We start from the raw sequence: 14,334 nt of genomic DNA on the forward strand, positions 1-14,334 counted from the left end.
TCGCTGCGCCGGACGCTCCATCCTGGCGAGCTGCGATTCGAATACGCCGCCGCGGTGATGCCGAGCCGGCTCGGTAGAATGGCGGCCCGCCCCAAGGCTTGCTTGAGAGAATCTGCCGATGACCAGCCCAGACCCGTATCCGATTGGCACACCCGGACAGCCCTGGGGCGATGCAGAGCGCGCCATCTGGCTGTCGCGACAGACCAGACATCGCAGCTATGCGACGGATGTGTTGAGCCTGATCGAACCGCTGCGTGCGCGTTTCGATGTCGAACAGTACGGCCAGCTGGACTACGCGCCGGACAGCTACCCGCTGTTGGCCCTGCGCAGCCGCCACTGGAAAGAGAGCTTGCCCTGTGTGCTGGTGACTGGCGGTGTGCACGGATACGAGACCAGCGGCGTGCTCGGCGCGCTGCAGTTCGCTGCGACCCGGGCCGCGCAATACGAAGGGCGGGTCAACCTATTGATCGCAGCGTGCATCAGCCCTTGGGCGTATGAGCGTATTCACCGCTGGAATGCACACGCGATCGACCCGAACCGGTCCTTTCGCGAGGACAGTCCGGCGCAGGAGTCAGCTGCGTTGATGCGTCTGGTCGCACCCATTGCGGAGCAGGTGCTGTTGCATATGGATCTGCACGAGACCACCGATACCGACGAGAGTGAATTCCGCCCGGCGCTGGCGGCCCGCGATGGCAAGCAATCGGCTCCCGGCGAAATACCCGACGGCTTCTACACGGTCGGCGACAGCGACAACCCGCAGCTTGACTTCCAGCAGGCGGTGATCGCGGCCGTTGCCCAGGTCACCCATATCGCACCGGCCGATGCGCAGGGCGAGATCATCGGTTCTGCCGTGGTTGCGCCGGGCGTGATCCTGTATCCGTTCAAGCAGCTCGGTCTGTGCGCGGGGCTGACTTCAGCGCGCTTCACCAGCACCACCGAGGTCTACCCCGACAGCCCACGTGCAACACCGCAACAGTGCAACGACGCCCAGGTGGCGGCGGTGTGTGCGGCGATCGATTTCGCCTTGAGCGCGGCGCGCGACGGCTGAGCTGGAGCAAGGCCCAGCTTGGGTCGAACCGAGGCGTGTCCCAAGCCAGTCGTGCGATCTCAACGAAAGCAAAGGGCCCGCAGAACGGGCCCTTGTGCAAACACAGGCGGAGGTCGCTGCCTGATTGCAGTCTCGGGTCGCGCCGCGGCTGCTCTGAGATCTACTCGACGATGAAGCTGACCCGCATGTTGACCCGCCATTCGGTGATGGTGCCATCGGCGCTGGTGATGACCTTGGTCTCGTTGATCCAGGCGCCGCAGATGTTCTTGACGCTGTGTGCGACTTTCTTGAGGCCGCCCTGCACGGCATCTTCGATGCTCGTCGGCGATGCGGCGGAGACTTCGATGACCTTGGTGACTGTAGACATGGCGTGATTCTCGCAAAGGCGTGCCGGATCGGCTGCCCGAGTCTACGCCAGGGCTTCCGCGCGAGCCGAAAAGCCGAATGCTCCGCCGGCAAGACGTTCAGTCAGGTTGCTGATGCAAACCCTCAGCGAGTGCTGCCCTCGATCAGGTAGCCCGCTGTCTTCAGTATCGCGCCGCGTCGAAGTGCGAGGTCCCAGTAGCTTCCGCCGACCTGGCGCCACAGCACCGCGGAGCGCACTGCTGCGAGCAGGGCCGCGCGGATCTGTGCCACCACGGCCGCCTGCGACAGCTGCAGCGGGTTGCCTTGCACCATCACCCGCGGCCTGAGCTGGCTGAGCGTGTCGGCGTAGAGATCGGCCAGGCGCTGGCTTACGGCGGTGTGGTCGCTGCCGAAGTGATCGCGCTGACGCTCGGCCGACTGGATCCCGCGGCGCAGGTCCTCCAGCATTTTCGGGTTCTTCGCCAGCTGCCGTTCCAGCTGCATCACGGTGACCGCCATCCGCGAAATCGCGGTGTCGCGCGCTTGGCCCTTGATCTGGCTGACGAGGCAGTTCAGCCCCGGCTGCAGTGCAACCACGCCGCCGTAAACCGCCTCGACGTTGGCGGCGTCCAGACGGAACACGCTGTCGATGCACGGGGAAACCAGTTCGGCGTCGGCGCGGCCGTCCTGCGAAATCTGACGGACAGCAGCCAGAGCCTGCAGCAGGCCGGCCAACGCGAGTACGCGGTCTTTCATGCAATCTCCATGGCGTGGGCCTCAAGCGGCGCGTCGGTGGCTTCGATCACCGCGCCGCCCAGACACACCTCGCCAGCATAGAAAACGATGGATTGGCCCGGAGTGACGGCGCGCTGCGGCCGCGCGAATCTCACCCGCAGACTGCCGTCGCTCTGGACATGGACTTCGCAGGCTTCATCGGCCTGGCGATAGCGGTGTTTGGCGGTGCATTCAAAACGCTCAGCGGGCGGCGCATCGTCAACCCAGTCGGGCAGGGCGCAGCGCAGCCGCTGCGACTGCAGGTAGGCGCTGTCGTGGCCCTGGTCGACGATCAACCGATTATTGTCGACGTCCTTGCCGACCACGAACCATGGCGCCTGCGGCCGGCCGCGCACGCCGCCGAGGTTCAAGCCCTCGCGCTGGCCGAGGGTGTAGAAGAACGCGCCGCTGTGGCGGCCGAGCAGCACGCCCTCGGGGTCGACGATTTCACCCTCGCGAGCTGGCAGGTAGCGGCCGAGGAACTCGCGGAAGTCGCGTTCGCCGATGAAACAGATGCCGGTCGAGTCCTTCTTCGCGTGGGTCTGCAGCTGCGCCTCCGCCGCCAGACGACGCACTTCGGATTTCGGCAGCTCACCCACGGGGAATAGTGTGGCGGCGAGCTGGGACTGACCCAGGGTGTAGAGGAAGTAGCTCTGATCCTTGCCGGCATCCTGTCCGCGCAGCAGCTGCCAGCGCCCCGCTTGCTTCCGCACCCGGGCGTAATGGCCGGTGGCGATGCGCTCGGCGCCCAGCGCGCGGGCGTGGTCCAGAAAGGTGCGGAACTTGATCTCGCGGTTGCAGAGGATGTCAGGGTTGGGTGTGCGGCCGGCGCGGTACTCGGCGACGAAGTGCTCGAACACGCCGTCCCAGTATTCGGCGGCGAAGTTGCGGCTGTGGCAGCGGATGCCCAGGCGACCGCAGACCGCGATCGCGTCCTTGCGGTCCTGCTCGGCGCGGCAGCCGCTTTCGCGTGCGTCTTCGACCCAGTTCTGCATGAACAGGCCCTCGATCGGTACGCCCTCGCGCTGCAACAGCAGGGCGGCGACCGACGAGTCGACGCCGCCGGACATCCCGACGATGACCGTGCCCTGCATGCCGGATCAGCCCCGCACGTGCTTGACCAGCGACAGCGGCGCGCGCTGCCCAGCCAGATAGTCGTCGATCGCGGCGCGCACCAGCGGGCTGCGAAGTCGGGCGGCTTCCGCGTCCAGCTCGTCGGGGTTCAACCAGACGCAGCGGACGATGCCGCGGTCCAGCGTACGCTCCGGATCGTGGCTGAGGGCCTCGGCGGCGAACGCAAAGCGCATGTAGGTCTTGCCGCCATCGGCCTGCCACAGATAGCTGCCGATGAAGGCAGTGGGTCGCACCGTCCAGCCGGTTTCCTCAAGTGCCTCGCGGGCGGCGGCTTCGATCAGACCTTCTTCCGGCTCCAGGTGACCCGCCGGCTGGTTAAGCACCAGACGTTCACGCACCGACTCCTCCACCAGCAAGAACCTGCCCTCGCGTACGATGACGCAGGCTACCGTGATGTCCGGATTGAAGTGGATGTCACTCTTGGGCACAGGTTGAACCGCCGGCAAAGAGGCGGAACTTTACAGCAGCGGGCCGCGTGGCACGCGCAGCGTTCAGCTTCGTCTGACGTCGCGCAGCCCGGTCCCGCCCCGGTTTTCGGCAATCGGGGCAGAGTGCGGCGGGCAGGATTTCATGAGCCTGCCCTTGCATCTGGCCCGCGGGCATTCATATAGGTCGCCATGATCGACGCCGCACATACTCAGCACATCCACCTTGGTGATCCCGATGGCGCCCCCGACAGCGAGCCCTCACGCGGGCTCGCCATCGAGGAAGCGCGCCCTGAAGTGATCCGGCCTCCGCTGTATCAGGTGGTCATCTTGAACGACGACTACACCCCGATGGATTTCGTGGTCGAAGTCTTGCAGGTGTTCTTCGGCATGAACGCCGAGCGGGCCACCCAAGTGATGTTGCACGTCCATACACGCGGTAAAGGCGTGTGTGGGGTGTATACCCGTGAAGTAGCAGAAACCAAGGTTCAGCAGGTCAACGAATACTCGCGCAGCCATCAGCACCCGCTGATGTGCAGCATGGAAAAAGCGTAAAAAATTGACGCATGGGCCCATTGGGGGCGCAGGCGGCGCAGCGGCAAGCGGTAGAAGGTCAGGCGCAAGGAGCCCCGACATGTTCAGCAAAGATCTCGAGTTCAGCATCGGCCAGTGCTACAAGCAGGCTCGTGAAGCGCGGCATGAATTCATGACCGTGGAGCACCTGCTGCTTTCGCTGCTGGAGAATCCGTCAGCCGTGGCCGTGCTTCGCGCCTGCGGCGCAGACCTGACCCGGCTGGGGCAGGAGTTGCGCAACATCATCCAGGAGACGGTTCCGGTTCTGGCATCGGAGGACACCCGCGACACGCAGCCAACCCTGGGCTTCCAGCGGGTGCTGCAGCGCGCGGTCTACCACGTGCAGTCGTCGGGTCGAAAGGAAGTCACCGGCGCCAATGTGTTGGTGGCGATCTTCGGTGAGAAAGACTCGCACGCGGTGTATTTCCTCGGCCAGCAGGAGATCGCCCGGCTGGATGTCGTGAACTACATCAGCCATGGCGTCGCGAAGCTGTCCAGCGACCAGCCCAAGCCCTCCGAACCGGAAGCGCAGAAAGACCCGGAAGGCGAAGACCCGAAGTCGAATCCGCTCGCCGAGTACGCCGCCAACCTCAACGAACTGGCCAAGCAGGGCAAGATCGATCCGCTGATTGGCCGCGCCGACGAAATCGAGCGCACGATCCAGGTGCTGTGCCGTCGAAGGAAAAACAATCCTTTGCTGGTCGGTGAAGCCGGCGTCGGAAAAACGGCGCTTGCCGAAGGTCTGGCCAAGCGCATCGTCGATGGCGAAGTGCCCGAGGTGCTGGCCGAAGCGACCATCTACGCGCTTGACCTGGGCGCCCTGGTCGCAGGTACCAAGTACCGCGGCGATTTCGAAAAGCGCCTGAAGGCGGTGTTGGCCCAGCTCAAGAAGGAACCGGGCTCGATTCTGTTCATCGACGAGATCCACACCATCATCGGCGCCGGCTCGGCCTCGGGTGGCACGATGGATGCGTCCAACCTGATCAAGCCGGTGCTGGCTTCCGGCGAGCTGCGCTGCATCGGCTCGACCACCTTCCAGGAATACCGCGGCGTGTTCGAGAAGGACCGCGCCTTGGCTCGGCGCTTCCAGAAGATCGACATCGTCGAGCCGTCGGTCGCGGATGCCGTTGCGATCCTGAATGGCCTGAAGACCAAGTTCGAAGAGCACCACCGGGTCGAGTACGCCGGCGATGCGTTGCAGGCTGCGGTGGATCTCTCGGTCAAGCATATCGGCGATCGCCTGCTGCCCGACAAGGCGATCGACGTGATCGACGAGGCCGGCGCACGTCAGCGCCTGCTGCCTGAAGGTCAGCGCAAGGCGGTGATCGACGTCGCCGAGATCGAGTACATCATCGCCCGCATGGCGCGCATTCCGGCCAAGCAGGTCTCGGCTTCCGACCGGGATGTGCTGCGCAATCTCGACCGCAATCTGAAGATGGTGGTGTTCGGCCAGGACGAGGCAATCGACACCCTGGCGGCGGCGATCAAAATGGCGCGCTCTGGCTTGGCCAATCCCGACAAGCCGATCGGCAGTTTCCTGTTCGCCGGCCCGACCGGTGTCGGCAAGACCGAAGTCACCCGTCAGCTCGCGATGCAGTTGGGTATCGAGCTGGTGCGCTTCGACATGTCCGAGTACATGGAAGCGCACTCGGTCAGTCGTCTGATCGGCGCGCCTCCCGGCTACGTGGGCTTCGACCAGGGCGGCCTGTTGACCGAGAAAGTGGTCAAGACACCGCACTGCGTGCTGCTGCTGGACGAAATCGAGAAGGCGCATCCGGATGTGTTCAACATCCTGCTGCAGGTGATGGACCGCGGCACCCTGACCGATACCAACGGTCGCGAGGCCAACTTCCGCAACGTGATCGTAGTGATGACCACCAATGCCGGTGCCGCTCAGGCGGCCCGACGCAGCATCGGCTTCGTCGAGCAGAACCATGCCACCGACGCGATGGAGGTCATCCGCAAGGCGTTCTCGCCCGAGTTCCGCAACCGGCTTGATGCCATCGTGCAGTTCGGCGGCTTGGATTTCGAACACATTCTGCGCGTGGTCGACAAGTTCATCATCGAGCTCGAAACCCAGCTGCAGGACAAGCACGTGGTGCTGAGTGTTGATCCTGAAGCCCGGCGCTGGCTGGCGCAGAACGGCTTCGACCCGCAGATGGGCGCGCGGCCGATGGCTCGGGTGATCCAGGAGCAGGTCAAGCGGCCGCTCGCCGATGAGCTGCTGTTTGGCAAACTGGTCGGGGGCGGTCGCGTAACCGTGGGCGTGCGCGAAGGCCGGCTGACCGTGGACACCATGGAAGAGCCGAGCACTGAACTCAGCGTGGTCGAGTAGGTCGCCGCCGAGGCTACTTGCTGCAGCAGTAGCTTGGGACTACCCTCGTCGGGTTACTGACGCGCTGGGCACGAATGAGTGCCCAGCGCCCTCTCGCCGGAGATCGCTGACTTGTTTCGATCCACCCACCGGTATGCGCGCGCGTGCGTCGGCGCCTGCCTGATTGCGATCTCCTCGGTGCTGCTTGCAGGCACGCCCGATTTGACCGCCCGCGGCTCGCAGCCGGGGTTGACCCATCCGCTGGAAGACTCCGGCAACTGCACCGGCTGCCACGCGGGCGGCCCGATCGAGTTCCACTATCCGGCCACCAGCTGGAAGGGCTCGATGATGGCGAACGCCGGGCGAGACCCGGTGTTCTGGGCCGCGCTCGACGTTGCCAACGCCGACGGCGAGAGCCTCGGGGTGCCGGGCGTCGGTGATTGGTGTCTACGCTGCCATGTTCCGGAAGGCTGGTTCGGCGGCCGCGTGAGCAAGACAACCAGCGGCGGCCGGGTCGACGGCGCGGACGGCTGTCTGCTGCAGGGTGATCACGATGATCCGCCCGGCTTTGGCAATGACTACTCAGGCATCGGCTGCCATTTCTGCCACCGCGTCGAGCCCAAGGGCCCCGCAGGCGAGCCGAACTTTCTTGAGAGTGGCGACATCTGGATCGACGATCTGGCCTGCGCGACCGGTAGTGGCCCCTGCCGCGCCGGCCCCTACGACTACAGCGACGGCACCAGCCCGCCACCGCACGCGTGGAAGAAGTCCGAGCACATTTCAAGCAGCGAGATGTGCGGCAGCTGCCACAACGTCACCTCGCCTCTCAACAATGGCGTTCCGGTGCGCACCCTGATTTCTCCAGCCGGCATAGACACCGGAATCGCGTTCCCGATTGAACGCACCTACACGGAGTGGCTGAAGAGCGACTACGGCACGGCCCTGTTCGCAGACGGTCTCGAGGCGGTGCCGGTGCAGAATCAGCCCGGCGTGAACGTGAAGCGCCAGCAGACCTGCCAGGACTGTCACATGGAGATCGCTCGCAGCGAAGACCCGCAAGAGCAATTCCTCGGCTGCTTCTTCGGGCCCAACCGCAACGGCAAGCTGTCGATCCACAACTTCTCCGGGGCAAATACCTGGGTTCCGAAGATTCTCAAGGGCGAGTTCCCCAGTCTGGGTCTGGATGAGGCCTTCGATCAGGCGGTGCAGTGGTCGACCGAGCTGCTGACCGAGCGCACCGCAACCATCGTGACGCGCGCGACGCGCAGCGGCGACGGTCAGGCCTTGGCCATCGAGGTTGAGGTCACCAATCTTTCAGGCCACAAGCTGCCAACCGGATACTCGGAAGGGCGGCGGATGTGGATCGAGCTTGAAGTGCGCGATGCTGGCGGCGCCGTGATATACAGCAATGGCGCGTGGAATCCGGCAACCGGTGAGCTGCAGCGCGACGCGCAGACCCGCGTCTACGAGATCAAGCAGGGCATCTGGGACCCGCAATCGGGTCAGTGCAAGATCACCGATGCGCAGGGCAGGGCGGTTTTCCATTTCGTCCGCAACAACTGCGTCGCCAAGGACAATCGCATCCCACCGCTGGGCTTCACCGGCGGCGGCGACATCGAGGTTGCGCCGGTTGCTGCCGTGTACCCGCCCGAGCGGCCGGGCTCGAATCGGCTGCGAAATGTCGATGTGGTCAGCGTGACCGCGCCGATTGCAGGCGCACAGGGCGCGCTGACCATTCGGTCGCGCCTGCATTATCAGACCGCCAGCAAGGAGTACATCGAGTTCTTGAGAGATCAGGCCGTGGAGCGCGGATTCCCGGCAGAGAACACTCTGTGTGCCGATGGCCCGGGGCGACCGTTCGACGTCGGCCCGCAAGCCCAGAGCCGCGGTGCCTATCTGTATTCGCTGTGGTCGAACCCCAGCTACGGCCGCTCGCCGCCGGTGATGGTGGACAGCGCGCAGGTCGTGCTGCCCTGACTTCTGCGCAGATGTTTCTCTCAACGTGACGCGGAGCACGTCATCTGCCGCGAAGTCGCTACATTGTGAAAGGCTGAAGACCATTTGAATCGAGGGATGCGATGCGCCAGTTGAAGTTCGTGTTGGGTTTGGTGGTCGCGCTGGGCGTGCCAGCTGCGCATGCTGTGGAAGATGTGAAGCCTGTGGCAGAGGCAAGCCAGCAATGGACAGTCTGGGGCGGCGAGCTGCGCTTCAACTGGAACCGGGACCTGATGTCCGACCTCGGTTTCCAGGTGGGCGCCGCTAGCCAGCGATTGGCTGTTGGCGACACTCCGCATATCGAGCGCGTTGCGTTGCGTGAAGCCGCCGGGCTTGAAATCCGGGTACGGAATTCGTTTGATTTCGCAGGCTTCGCTGGCGGACGGCTGCAGGCGCGTGGCGGCTTCGTTCTCGATTCCGCCAAGCTCACTATCGACCTGCGTGAGCTCGTGCTGCGTCCGGCCAAGGACAGTGCGCTTGGGCTGGACCTGATCGGCGCGGACGGCGAGGCCTGGTTCTACATCGATCGGCTGATGTACAAGCTGGAGGGCGGCGATTCTCCCCAGCTCAGCGTTCGCGCAATGGATCTTCGGATCAGCCCGCAGTTGGCAGCGCGCCTGGGTGATGCGCAGCTGGCCGGTTGGGTGGTTGCCGGTCTGGAAATGTACTCGCGTGTCGCAACGCCAGGCGCCGTCGTGGCCGCGCCGCAGGGCAGCAGCAAGTGGCACGGCACCGCCGCCCCGAACGGTGGGGTCTACGAGGCCGACGTGTTCATGCAGAGCTTCACCATGCAGTACACGCGCAAGCAGGCTGCCGCGGACGGCCCCGGCGGTCAAAATGGCGGCCTGGTGGTTTTCACGCCGAGCTCGACCCTGCGCAACAACCGCGGCACCGGCAACCTGGATGAGGCCAATCTCGCCAACCCGCTGCTCGCCACCGTCCCCGGCGACCCGCTGGGCACCAGTAGCGCGCGCTATGCGGCCGACGTTCCCTGGTACACCAAGTTCACAGGCAACTTCGCCCCGTACTCGAACGATCAGCATCCCTACTTGATTTGGAATCTGTATCGCGTGGACGCCACCGGGCGGATCGAGCAGGTGGGGCGTTCAGGCGTCAAGCACGCTTGGCTGACCACCAATAGCCCCTGCGACATCAACCCCGGCGACAACCACGTGCTCGGCCGCGGTTGTGTCGACACGTACGGCACCGGCAACAACGACAACATCAATGATCTGGGTCCGCGCGGTGAGATCATCCCTGCAAGCGGGATCTGGGGACGGTGCGGGTCGGTCCACGACAGAAATTGTGATGGCGCGCGCGACAACGGTTCCCCGTGTTCCAACGTTGCCGGTAGCGATTGCGCGACGTTCGCCTTTCGCCTGCCGGTGCGCGAAGAGTTCATCGATACCACGACCAACGCCGGCGCGACGTACTTTGCCGAGTCCTGGTACCTCGTTCGCGATGACATCAACATCCTCAACACGATGCAGTCGAGCCCGGTCAGCTTCAACTGGACGGGTAGCGCCTGGGCCATCAACAACTCGAATCCCCTGCGACTGGGTCCCGCCCTCGGTCGCTGGGTCGCGCCCGGCACTGCTCAGCCCAACGAACGCAGCGTCGACGTCAAGACAGCCGAGGGAAATCTGCGCGTAGCGCTGCGGGTGAACGACCTCGGCAATGGCCAGTACCGCTACGACTATGCTGTGATGAACCTCGACTTCGCGCGTGCTGTGACCGAGGGCGCCGAGCCCAATCTGCGGGTGTTGCGCAATAACGGCTTCAACCGATTTGAGTTGTCGTTCCCGGCTGCGGCGAATCTGGTGTCCACCGAGTTCGCTGACGGCGATGGCGATGCCAACAACAACTGGGCCGCCACTCGCGTGGGTTCAAGCATTGTGTGGGCGGCGACTGGCACCTCGACCGCGCCGGTCAACCCGCTGAACTGGGGCACGATGTTCCGGTTCTCGGTGACCACCACTGAGGCGCCGCAGTCAGGCAGCAGTGCGCTGGGTGTTGCCGAAGTGGGTTCGCCTGCGTCCGTTAGCGTCCTTGGCCTGCTGGTACCCGGTGTAACCAGCACCAGCCCCGACAGCGTGTTCTCGGACGGGTTCGAAACGCCGTAAAGGCGCGACACCCTGTGCTCAACGCAGGAGTCTGGCCTCGATGGCTGGGCTCCTGCGGGGCGTTGTCGACATGGTTGGGAGATCGATTGATCTCGGCGCGCCGCATGCTCAATCACGAAAACCCCGAGACGACAAAAGCCCGACCTTGACCAGGCCGGGCTGTCACGCACGAGCGCGAAAGCAGATCACTCAATTTCTGATGAAGTGCGGTCAGACCGTTAGCAGCCAAGCTTTTCGCAAGCTGACCGATGTCAACCGGCCTCAACTGGAGCTGGATCGGGGGAGTTACTTCATGCGGTAGGTGATGCGACCTTTGGTGAGGTCGTAGGGGGTCATTTCGACCTTCACCTTGTCACCGGTCAGGATGCGGATGTAGTTCTTGCGCATGCGACCCGAGATGTGGGCGGTGACCACGTGGCCGTTCTCAAGCTTCACGCGGAAAACAGTGTTGGGAAGTGTCTCCAACACAGTGCCTTCCATCTCGATGGAATCATCTTTGGACATTCGAACTCGTCGGTAGGGGGGCGGCTGCTGCCGCGGACAAGGGGCGCATTCTGCCACGTAGGCCCGCTGCGGAGAAGCTCGGCAGTTTCAGTCGCTGCCGAGCGCACTGCAGGCAAGCTCGCCGAAGTGTTCAAGCCAACTGCCGGCGCCCTTGCCGCCGGTGGTCAGAGACTGCAGGGCAGACAGAAACTGAGGGCGCGGAATCGGCGCGAAACCCAGCGAGGCGAGATGTTCCGACTCGACCTGGCCATCCAGCAGCGGCATGTCCCAGGCCTGCAGGCGCTGGCACAGGGACGCGATGACAAACTTCGAGGCACCACTGCGCAGGCTGAACATCGATTCGCCGAAGAACGTTTGACCCACGCAGATGCCGTACAGGCCGCCGATCAACTGACCGTCTTCCCAGGCTTCGATCGAATGTGCGTGCCCGCGTTGATGCAGGTCGATATAGGCGCGACGCATTGCAGGCACGATCCAGGTGCCACGCTGGCCGCGCCGGGGCAGCCGCGCGCAGTGCTCGATCACGCTGGCGAAGTCGCGGTCTGCGGTCGCTGTCCAGCGCTGCTTGCGCAGCTCACGGCGGAAGCGGCGGCTCAGGTGCAGGGCATCGGTAGCGATAACCATGCGTGGGTCCGGGCACCACCACAGCGGCGGCTCGCCGGGCGAGAACCATGGAAAGATGCCCTGCGCATACGCGCGCAGCAGGCGCTCGGGTTCGAGCCCGCCGCCCCAGGCCAATAGGCCGTTCGGATCACGCCACGCGCTCTCTGCAGGCGGGAACGGTGAGTCTTCCGAGGCCCCCAGTTCGGGCAGGCGCAGTCTCACGCAGCGGCCTCGTCGTTGCGGTATGGGCTGTGCGAAAGCAGCTCTGCGCGGTATCTCAACTGCCATTCGCGCTCACGCACGAGCGCATCGGCCACCGCGTCGTGAAACGCGGGTAGGGGCAGGTGATGGCTGGAATGGGTGACGGCTGGCAGAAAGCCGCGCGCCAGTTTGTGCTCGCCTTGTGCGCCCGGTTCGAAGCACTGCAGACCCTCGCGCAGACAGTACTCGATGCCCTGGTAGTAGCAGCACTCGAAGTGCAGGCCGGGAATGTCCTCGAAACATCCCCAGTAGCGCCCGTACAGAGTGTTGCTGGAGCGCAGGCACACAGCTGCAGCGATGACGTCACCCGCGCGCTCGGCCAGGACCAGCACCAGACCGCGTCCGAGCCGGGTGGCCAAGTGCTGGAAGAAGCCCAGATTCAGTGCCGGATGGTTGCCCTTCTGATCGAACGTACGCGCGTACAGCTGATGCGCCGTGGCGATCTCGGCGTGGCTCGCTTCGTCGCCGTGGACGATCCGCAGCGAGACCCCGGCTGCGGCGACCTGTGCGCGCTCCTGACGGATGTTCTTGCGCTTCTTGGCCTGCAGCGTGGCAAGGAAGGCATCGAAGCTCGCGTGCCCCGCGTTGTTCCAGTGGAACTGCAGATCGGAGCGCGCCAGCCAAGCCGGTGACGCGACTTCATCCGCGCGATGGAAGTTGATGTGCGCGCTCGACAGCGAGTAGCGTCGGCAGAAATCCTGCAGCGCCTTCAGCAGGACCGCGCGAAGTTCGTTGCGACCGGCAACCAGCAGCCGCGGCCCGCTCACCGGCGAATAGGGCACCGCCACCAGCAGTTTCGGGAAGTAGTCCATACCTGCGCGGTGGTAGGCGTCGGCCCAGGCGTGGTCGAACACGAACTCGCCGTGTGAGTTGGTTTTGAGATAGGCCGGCGCCGCCGCCACCAGCTCACCGGTCGTGGACTCGATCAGCAGGTGGTTTGGCGTCCATCCGTAACGGGGGTCCAGGCAGCCAGTCTGCTCCAGACCGCTCAGGAAGGCATGCGAGGTGAACGGGTCATCCTCACCGCGCAGTGCATCCCAGGCCGCGGGGTCGACGGCGGCGAGTTCGGTGACGAAGCGGATCTGCAGCGCCATGTGGGTCATGCCTTGGAAAACGCGCCACGAGCCTGTCCAAGCGGCCGTCAGTGGACAGTGAGCGGGCGCAGGTGCGGCCGCTCACGCATCTTCAGTGCGCTTCGGCGTCGAGAAATTTTTCCGCGTCCAGCGCCGCCATGCAGCCGAAGCCGGCGGACGTGATCGCCTGCCGATAGACCTGATCGGCGACATCGCCCGCAGCGAACACACCCGGCACCGAGGTCGCCGTCGCGCCGCCTTCGATACCGCTCTTGATCACCAGGTAGCCGTTCTTCATGTCGAGCTGGCCATCGAACAGCTGGGTGTTGGGTGCGTGACCGATAGCCACGAACACGCCGGTCAGGGCCAGATCGCGTGCCACGCCGGTATCGCGGCTTTTGATGCGCAGACCTGTGATGCCGCTGTTGTCGCCCAGGAACTCTTCAACCTCGTGGTTCCAGACGATCTCGACCTTGCCCGCCTTCTCCTTGGCGAACAGCTTGTCCTGCAGGATCTTCTCGGCGCGGAACTTGTCACGGCGATGCACCACCGTGACCTTGCGGCAGATGTTCGACAGGTACAGGGCTTCCTCAACGGCCGTGTTGCCGCCGCCGATCACCGCGACATCCTGATCGCGGAAGAAGAAGCCATCGCAGGTCGCGCAGGCCGACACGCCGCGTCCCTTGAAGGCGTCCTCAGACGGCAGGCCCAGGTACTTGGCGGTGGCGCCGGTGGAGATGATCAGCGCATCGCAGGTGTAGACGCCGCTGTCACCGGTCAGGGTGAAGGGGCGCTTGGAGAGGTCGGCGACGTTGATGTGGTCGAACACGATCTCGGTTTCAAAGCGCTCCGCATGCGCCTGCATACGTGCCATCAGATCGGGGCCGAGCAGACCATGCGCATCACCGGGCCAGTTGTCGACTTCGGTGGTGGTCATCAATTGGCCGCCCTGCTGCAGCCCCGTGACCAGAACCGGTTTGAGGTTGGCGCGCGCCGCGTATACGGCGGCGGTGTAGCCCGCAGGCCCGGAGCCGAGAATCAGCAGCTCACAGTGGCGGGTGGGCAGGGTGCGTGCGGTCATCGGAGATCTCCGCCGCGTCGGCGGCTTTGGCTGGTAGGGGACGTCTTGCAAGTCGGCAAGGATGGGGGCTGGGCTCGGAGC

General features: G+C 64.6%; 13 protein-coding genes. 5 read left to right on the forward strand and 8 right to left on the reverse strand.

Going from position 1 to position 14,334, the window contains the following annotated elements:
- The first annotated feature begins 118 nt into the window (after nt 1-118).
- Entirely contained in the window at nt 119-1,048 is a 930-nt protein-coding gene (locus tag ACIQ7H_RS04800) for a M14 family metallocarboxypeptidase (RefSeq protein ID WP_395788938.1), read from the forward strand.
- Nucleotides 1,049-1,208: 160 nt separating this feature from the next.
- Here the strand turns inward: ACIQ7H_RS04800 and ACIQ7H_RS04805 are convergent, their stop codons facing one another.
- The 4 genes from ACIQ7H_RS04805 to ACIQ7H_RS04820 all read right to left on the reverse strand — a co-directional run bounded on the left by ACIQ7H_RS04805 (nt 1,209) and on the right by ACIQ7H_RS04820 (nt 3,729).
- Nucleotides 1,209-1,415: a dodecin family protein gene (locus ACIQ7H_RS04805; RefSeq protein ID WP_395788940.1), complete on the reverse strand. Its 207-nt coding sequence runs from the start codon at nt 1,413-1,415 to the stop codon at nt 1,209-1,211.
- A gap of 122 nt (nt 1,416-1,537) precedes the next feature.
- Complete coding sequence (hflD, locus tag ACIQ7H_RS04810) at nt 1,538-2,149, reverse strand: high frequency lysogenization protein HflD (protein WP_395788942.1); 612 nt, start codon at nt 2,147-2,149, stop codon at nt 1,538-1,540.
- Nucleotides 2,146-3,261 carry a tRNA 2-thiouridine(34) synthase MnmA gene (gene mnmA, locus ACIQ7H_RS04815; protein ID WP_395788944.1) on the reverse strand — a complete coding sequence of 372 codons (1,116 nt, stop codon included), beginning with the start codon at nt 3,259-3,261 and terminating at the stop codon, nt 2,146-2,148. The genes hflD and mnmA overlap by 4 nt, the downstream gene beginning before the upstream one ends.
- A 6-nt stretch (nt 3,262-3,267) precedes the next feature.
- The gene (locus ACIQ7H_RS04820) at nt 3,268-3,729 is read right to left on the reverse strand and encodes an NUDIX hydrolase (protein ID WP_395788946.1); all 462 of its coding nucleotides are present in this window, start codon (nt 3,727-3,729) and stop codon (nt 3,268-3,270) included.
- Nucleotides 3,730-3,918: 189 nt separating this feature from the next.
- Between ACIQ7H_RS04820 and clpS the strand changes: the two genes are divergently transcribed.
- The 4 genes from clpS to ACIQ7H_RS04840 all read left to right on the forward strand — a co-directional run bounded on the left by clpS (nt 3,919) and on the right by ACIQ7H_RS04840 (nt 10,731).
- Nucleotides 3,919-4,281, forward strand: coding sequence for an ATP-dependent Clp protease adapter ClpS (clpS, locus tag ACIQ7H_RS04825; protein WP_395788948.1), 363 nt, complete (start codon nt 3,919-3,921; stop codon nt 4,279-4,281).
- A gap of 79 nt (nt 4,282-4,360) precedes the next feature.
- Nucleotides 4,361-6,634 carry an ATP-dependent Clp protease ATP-binding subunit ClpA gene (gene clpA / locus ACIQ7H_RS04830; protein WP_395788950.1) on the forward strand — a complete coding sequence of 758 codons (2,274 nt, stop codon included), beginning with the start codon at nt 4,361-4,363 and terminating at the stop codon, nt 6,632-6,634.
- A gap of 111 nt (nt 6,635-6,745) precedes the next feature.
- Nucleotides 6,746-8,590 carry a hypothetical protein gene (locus ACIQ7H_RS04835; protein ID WP_395788952.1) on the forward strand — a complete coding sequence of 615 codons (1,845 nt, stop codon included), beginning with the start codon at nt 6,746-6,748 and terminating at the stop codon, nt 8,588-8,590.
- A 101-nt stretch (nt 8,591-8,691) separates the two neighbouring features.
- Nucleotides 8,692-10,731 carry a hypothetical protein gene (locus ACIQ7H_RS04840; RefSeq protein ID WP_395788954.1) on the forward strand — a complete coding sequence of 680 codons (2,040 nt, stop codon included), beginning with the start codon at nt 8,692-8,694 and terminating at the stop codon, nt 10,729-10,731.
- A gap of 285 nt (nt 10,732-11,016) precedes the next feature.
- On the opposite strand, the gene infA is transcribed toward ACIQ7H_RS04840, so the two are convergent.
- From infA to trxB, 4 genes are all read right to left on the reverse strand, one after another.
- Nucleotides 11,017-11,235, reverse strand: a complete 219-nt coding sequence (gene infA / locus ACIQ7H_RS04845; protein WP_091239265.1) for a translation initiation factor IF-1 — start codon at nt 11,233-11,235, stop codon at nt 11,017-11,019.
- Between the two features lie 87 nt (nt 11,236-11,322).
- Nucleotides 11,323-12,060: a leucyl/phenylalanyl-tRNA--protein transferase gene (gene aat / locus ACIQ7H_RS04850; protein ID WP_395788957.1), complete on the reverse strand. Its 738-nt coding sequence runs from the start codon at nt 12,058-12,060 to the stop codon at nt 11,323-11,325.
- A complete protein-coding gene (locus tag ACIQ7H_RS04855; RefSeq protein ID WP_395788959.1) occupies nt 12,057-13,193 on the reverse strand; it encodes a GNAT family N-acetyltransferase in 1,137 nt (378 codons plus the stop codon). The genes aat and ACIQ7H_RS04855 overlap by 4 nt, the downstream gene beginning before the upstream one ends.
- Before the next feature lie 91 nt (nt 13,194-13,284).
- Nucleotides 13,285-14,253 carry a thioredoxin-disulfide reductase gene (trxB, locus tag ACIQ7H_RS04860; RefSeq protein WP_395788961.1) on the reverse strand — a complete coding sequence of 323 codons (969 nt, stop codon included), beginning with the start codon at nt 14,251-14,253 and terminating at the stop codon, nt 13,285-13,287.
- Nucleotides 14,254-14,334: the final 81 nt, after the last annotated feature.

This window comes from Aquimonas sp. (genome assembly GCF_044377145.1).
GTDB lineage: Bacteria > Pseudomonadota > Gammaproteobacteria > Xanthomonadales > Xanthomonadaceae > Aquimonas.

Bases quoted from the DNA above. Each gene is read 5' to 3' on its own strand.
- clpS (WP_395788948.1), top strand. From the start codon at position 3,919: ATGATCGACGCCGCACATACTCAGCACATCCACCTTGGTGATCCCGAT.
- ACIQ7H_RS04855 (WP_395788959.1), bottom strand. From the start codon at position 13,193: ATGGCGCTGCAGATCCGCTTCGTCACCGAACTCGCCGCCGTCGACCCC.
- ACIQ7H_RS04840 (WP_395788954.1), top strand. From the start codon at position 8,692: ATGCGCCAGTTGAAGTTCGTGTTGGGTTTGGTGGTCGCGCTGGGCGTG.
- infA (WP_091239265.1), bottom strand. From the start codon at position 11,235: ATGTCCAAAGATGATTCCATCGAGATGGAAGGCACTGTGTTGGAGACA.
- ACIQ7H_RS04805 (WP_395788940.1), bottom strand. From the start codon at position 1,415: ATGTCTACAGTCACCAAGGTCATCGAAGTCTCCGCCGCATCGCCGACG.
- hflD (WP_395788942.1), bottom strand. From the start codon at position 2,149: ATGAAAGACCGCGTACTCGCGTTGGCCGGCCTGCTGCAGGCTCTGGCT.
- mnmA (WP_395788944.1), bottom strand. From the start codon at position 3,261: ATGCAGGGCACGGTCATCGTCGGGATGTCCGGCGGCGTCGACTCGTCG.
- ACIQ7H_RS04800 (WP_395788938.1), top strand. From the start codon at position 119: ATGACCAGCCCAGACCCGTATCCGATTGGCACACCCGGACAGCCCTGG.
- trxB (WP_395788961.1), bottom strand. From the start codon at position 14,253: ATGACCGCACGCACCCTGCCCACCCGCCACTGTGAGCTGCTGATTCTC.
- clpA (WP_395788950.1), top strand. From the start codon at position 4,361: ATGTTCAGCAAAGATCTCGAGTTCAGCATCGGCCAGTGCTACAAGCAG.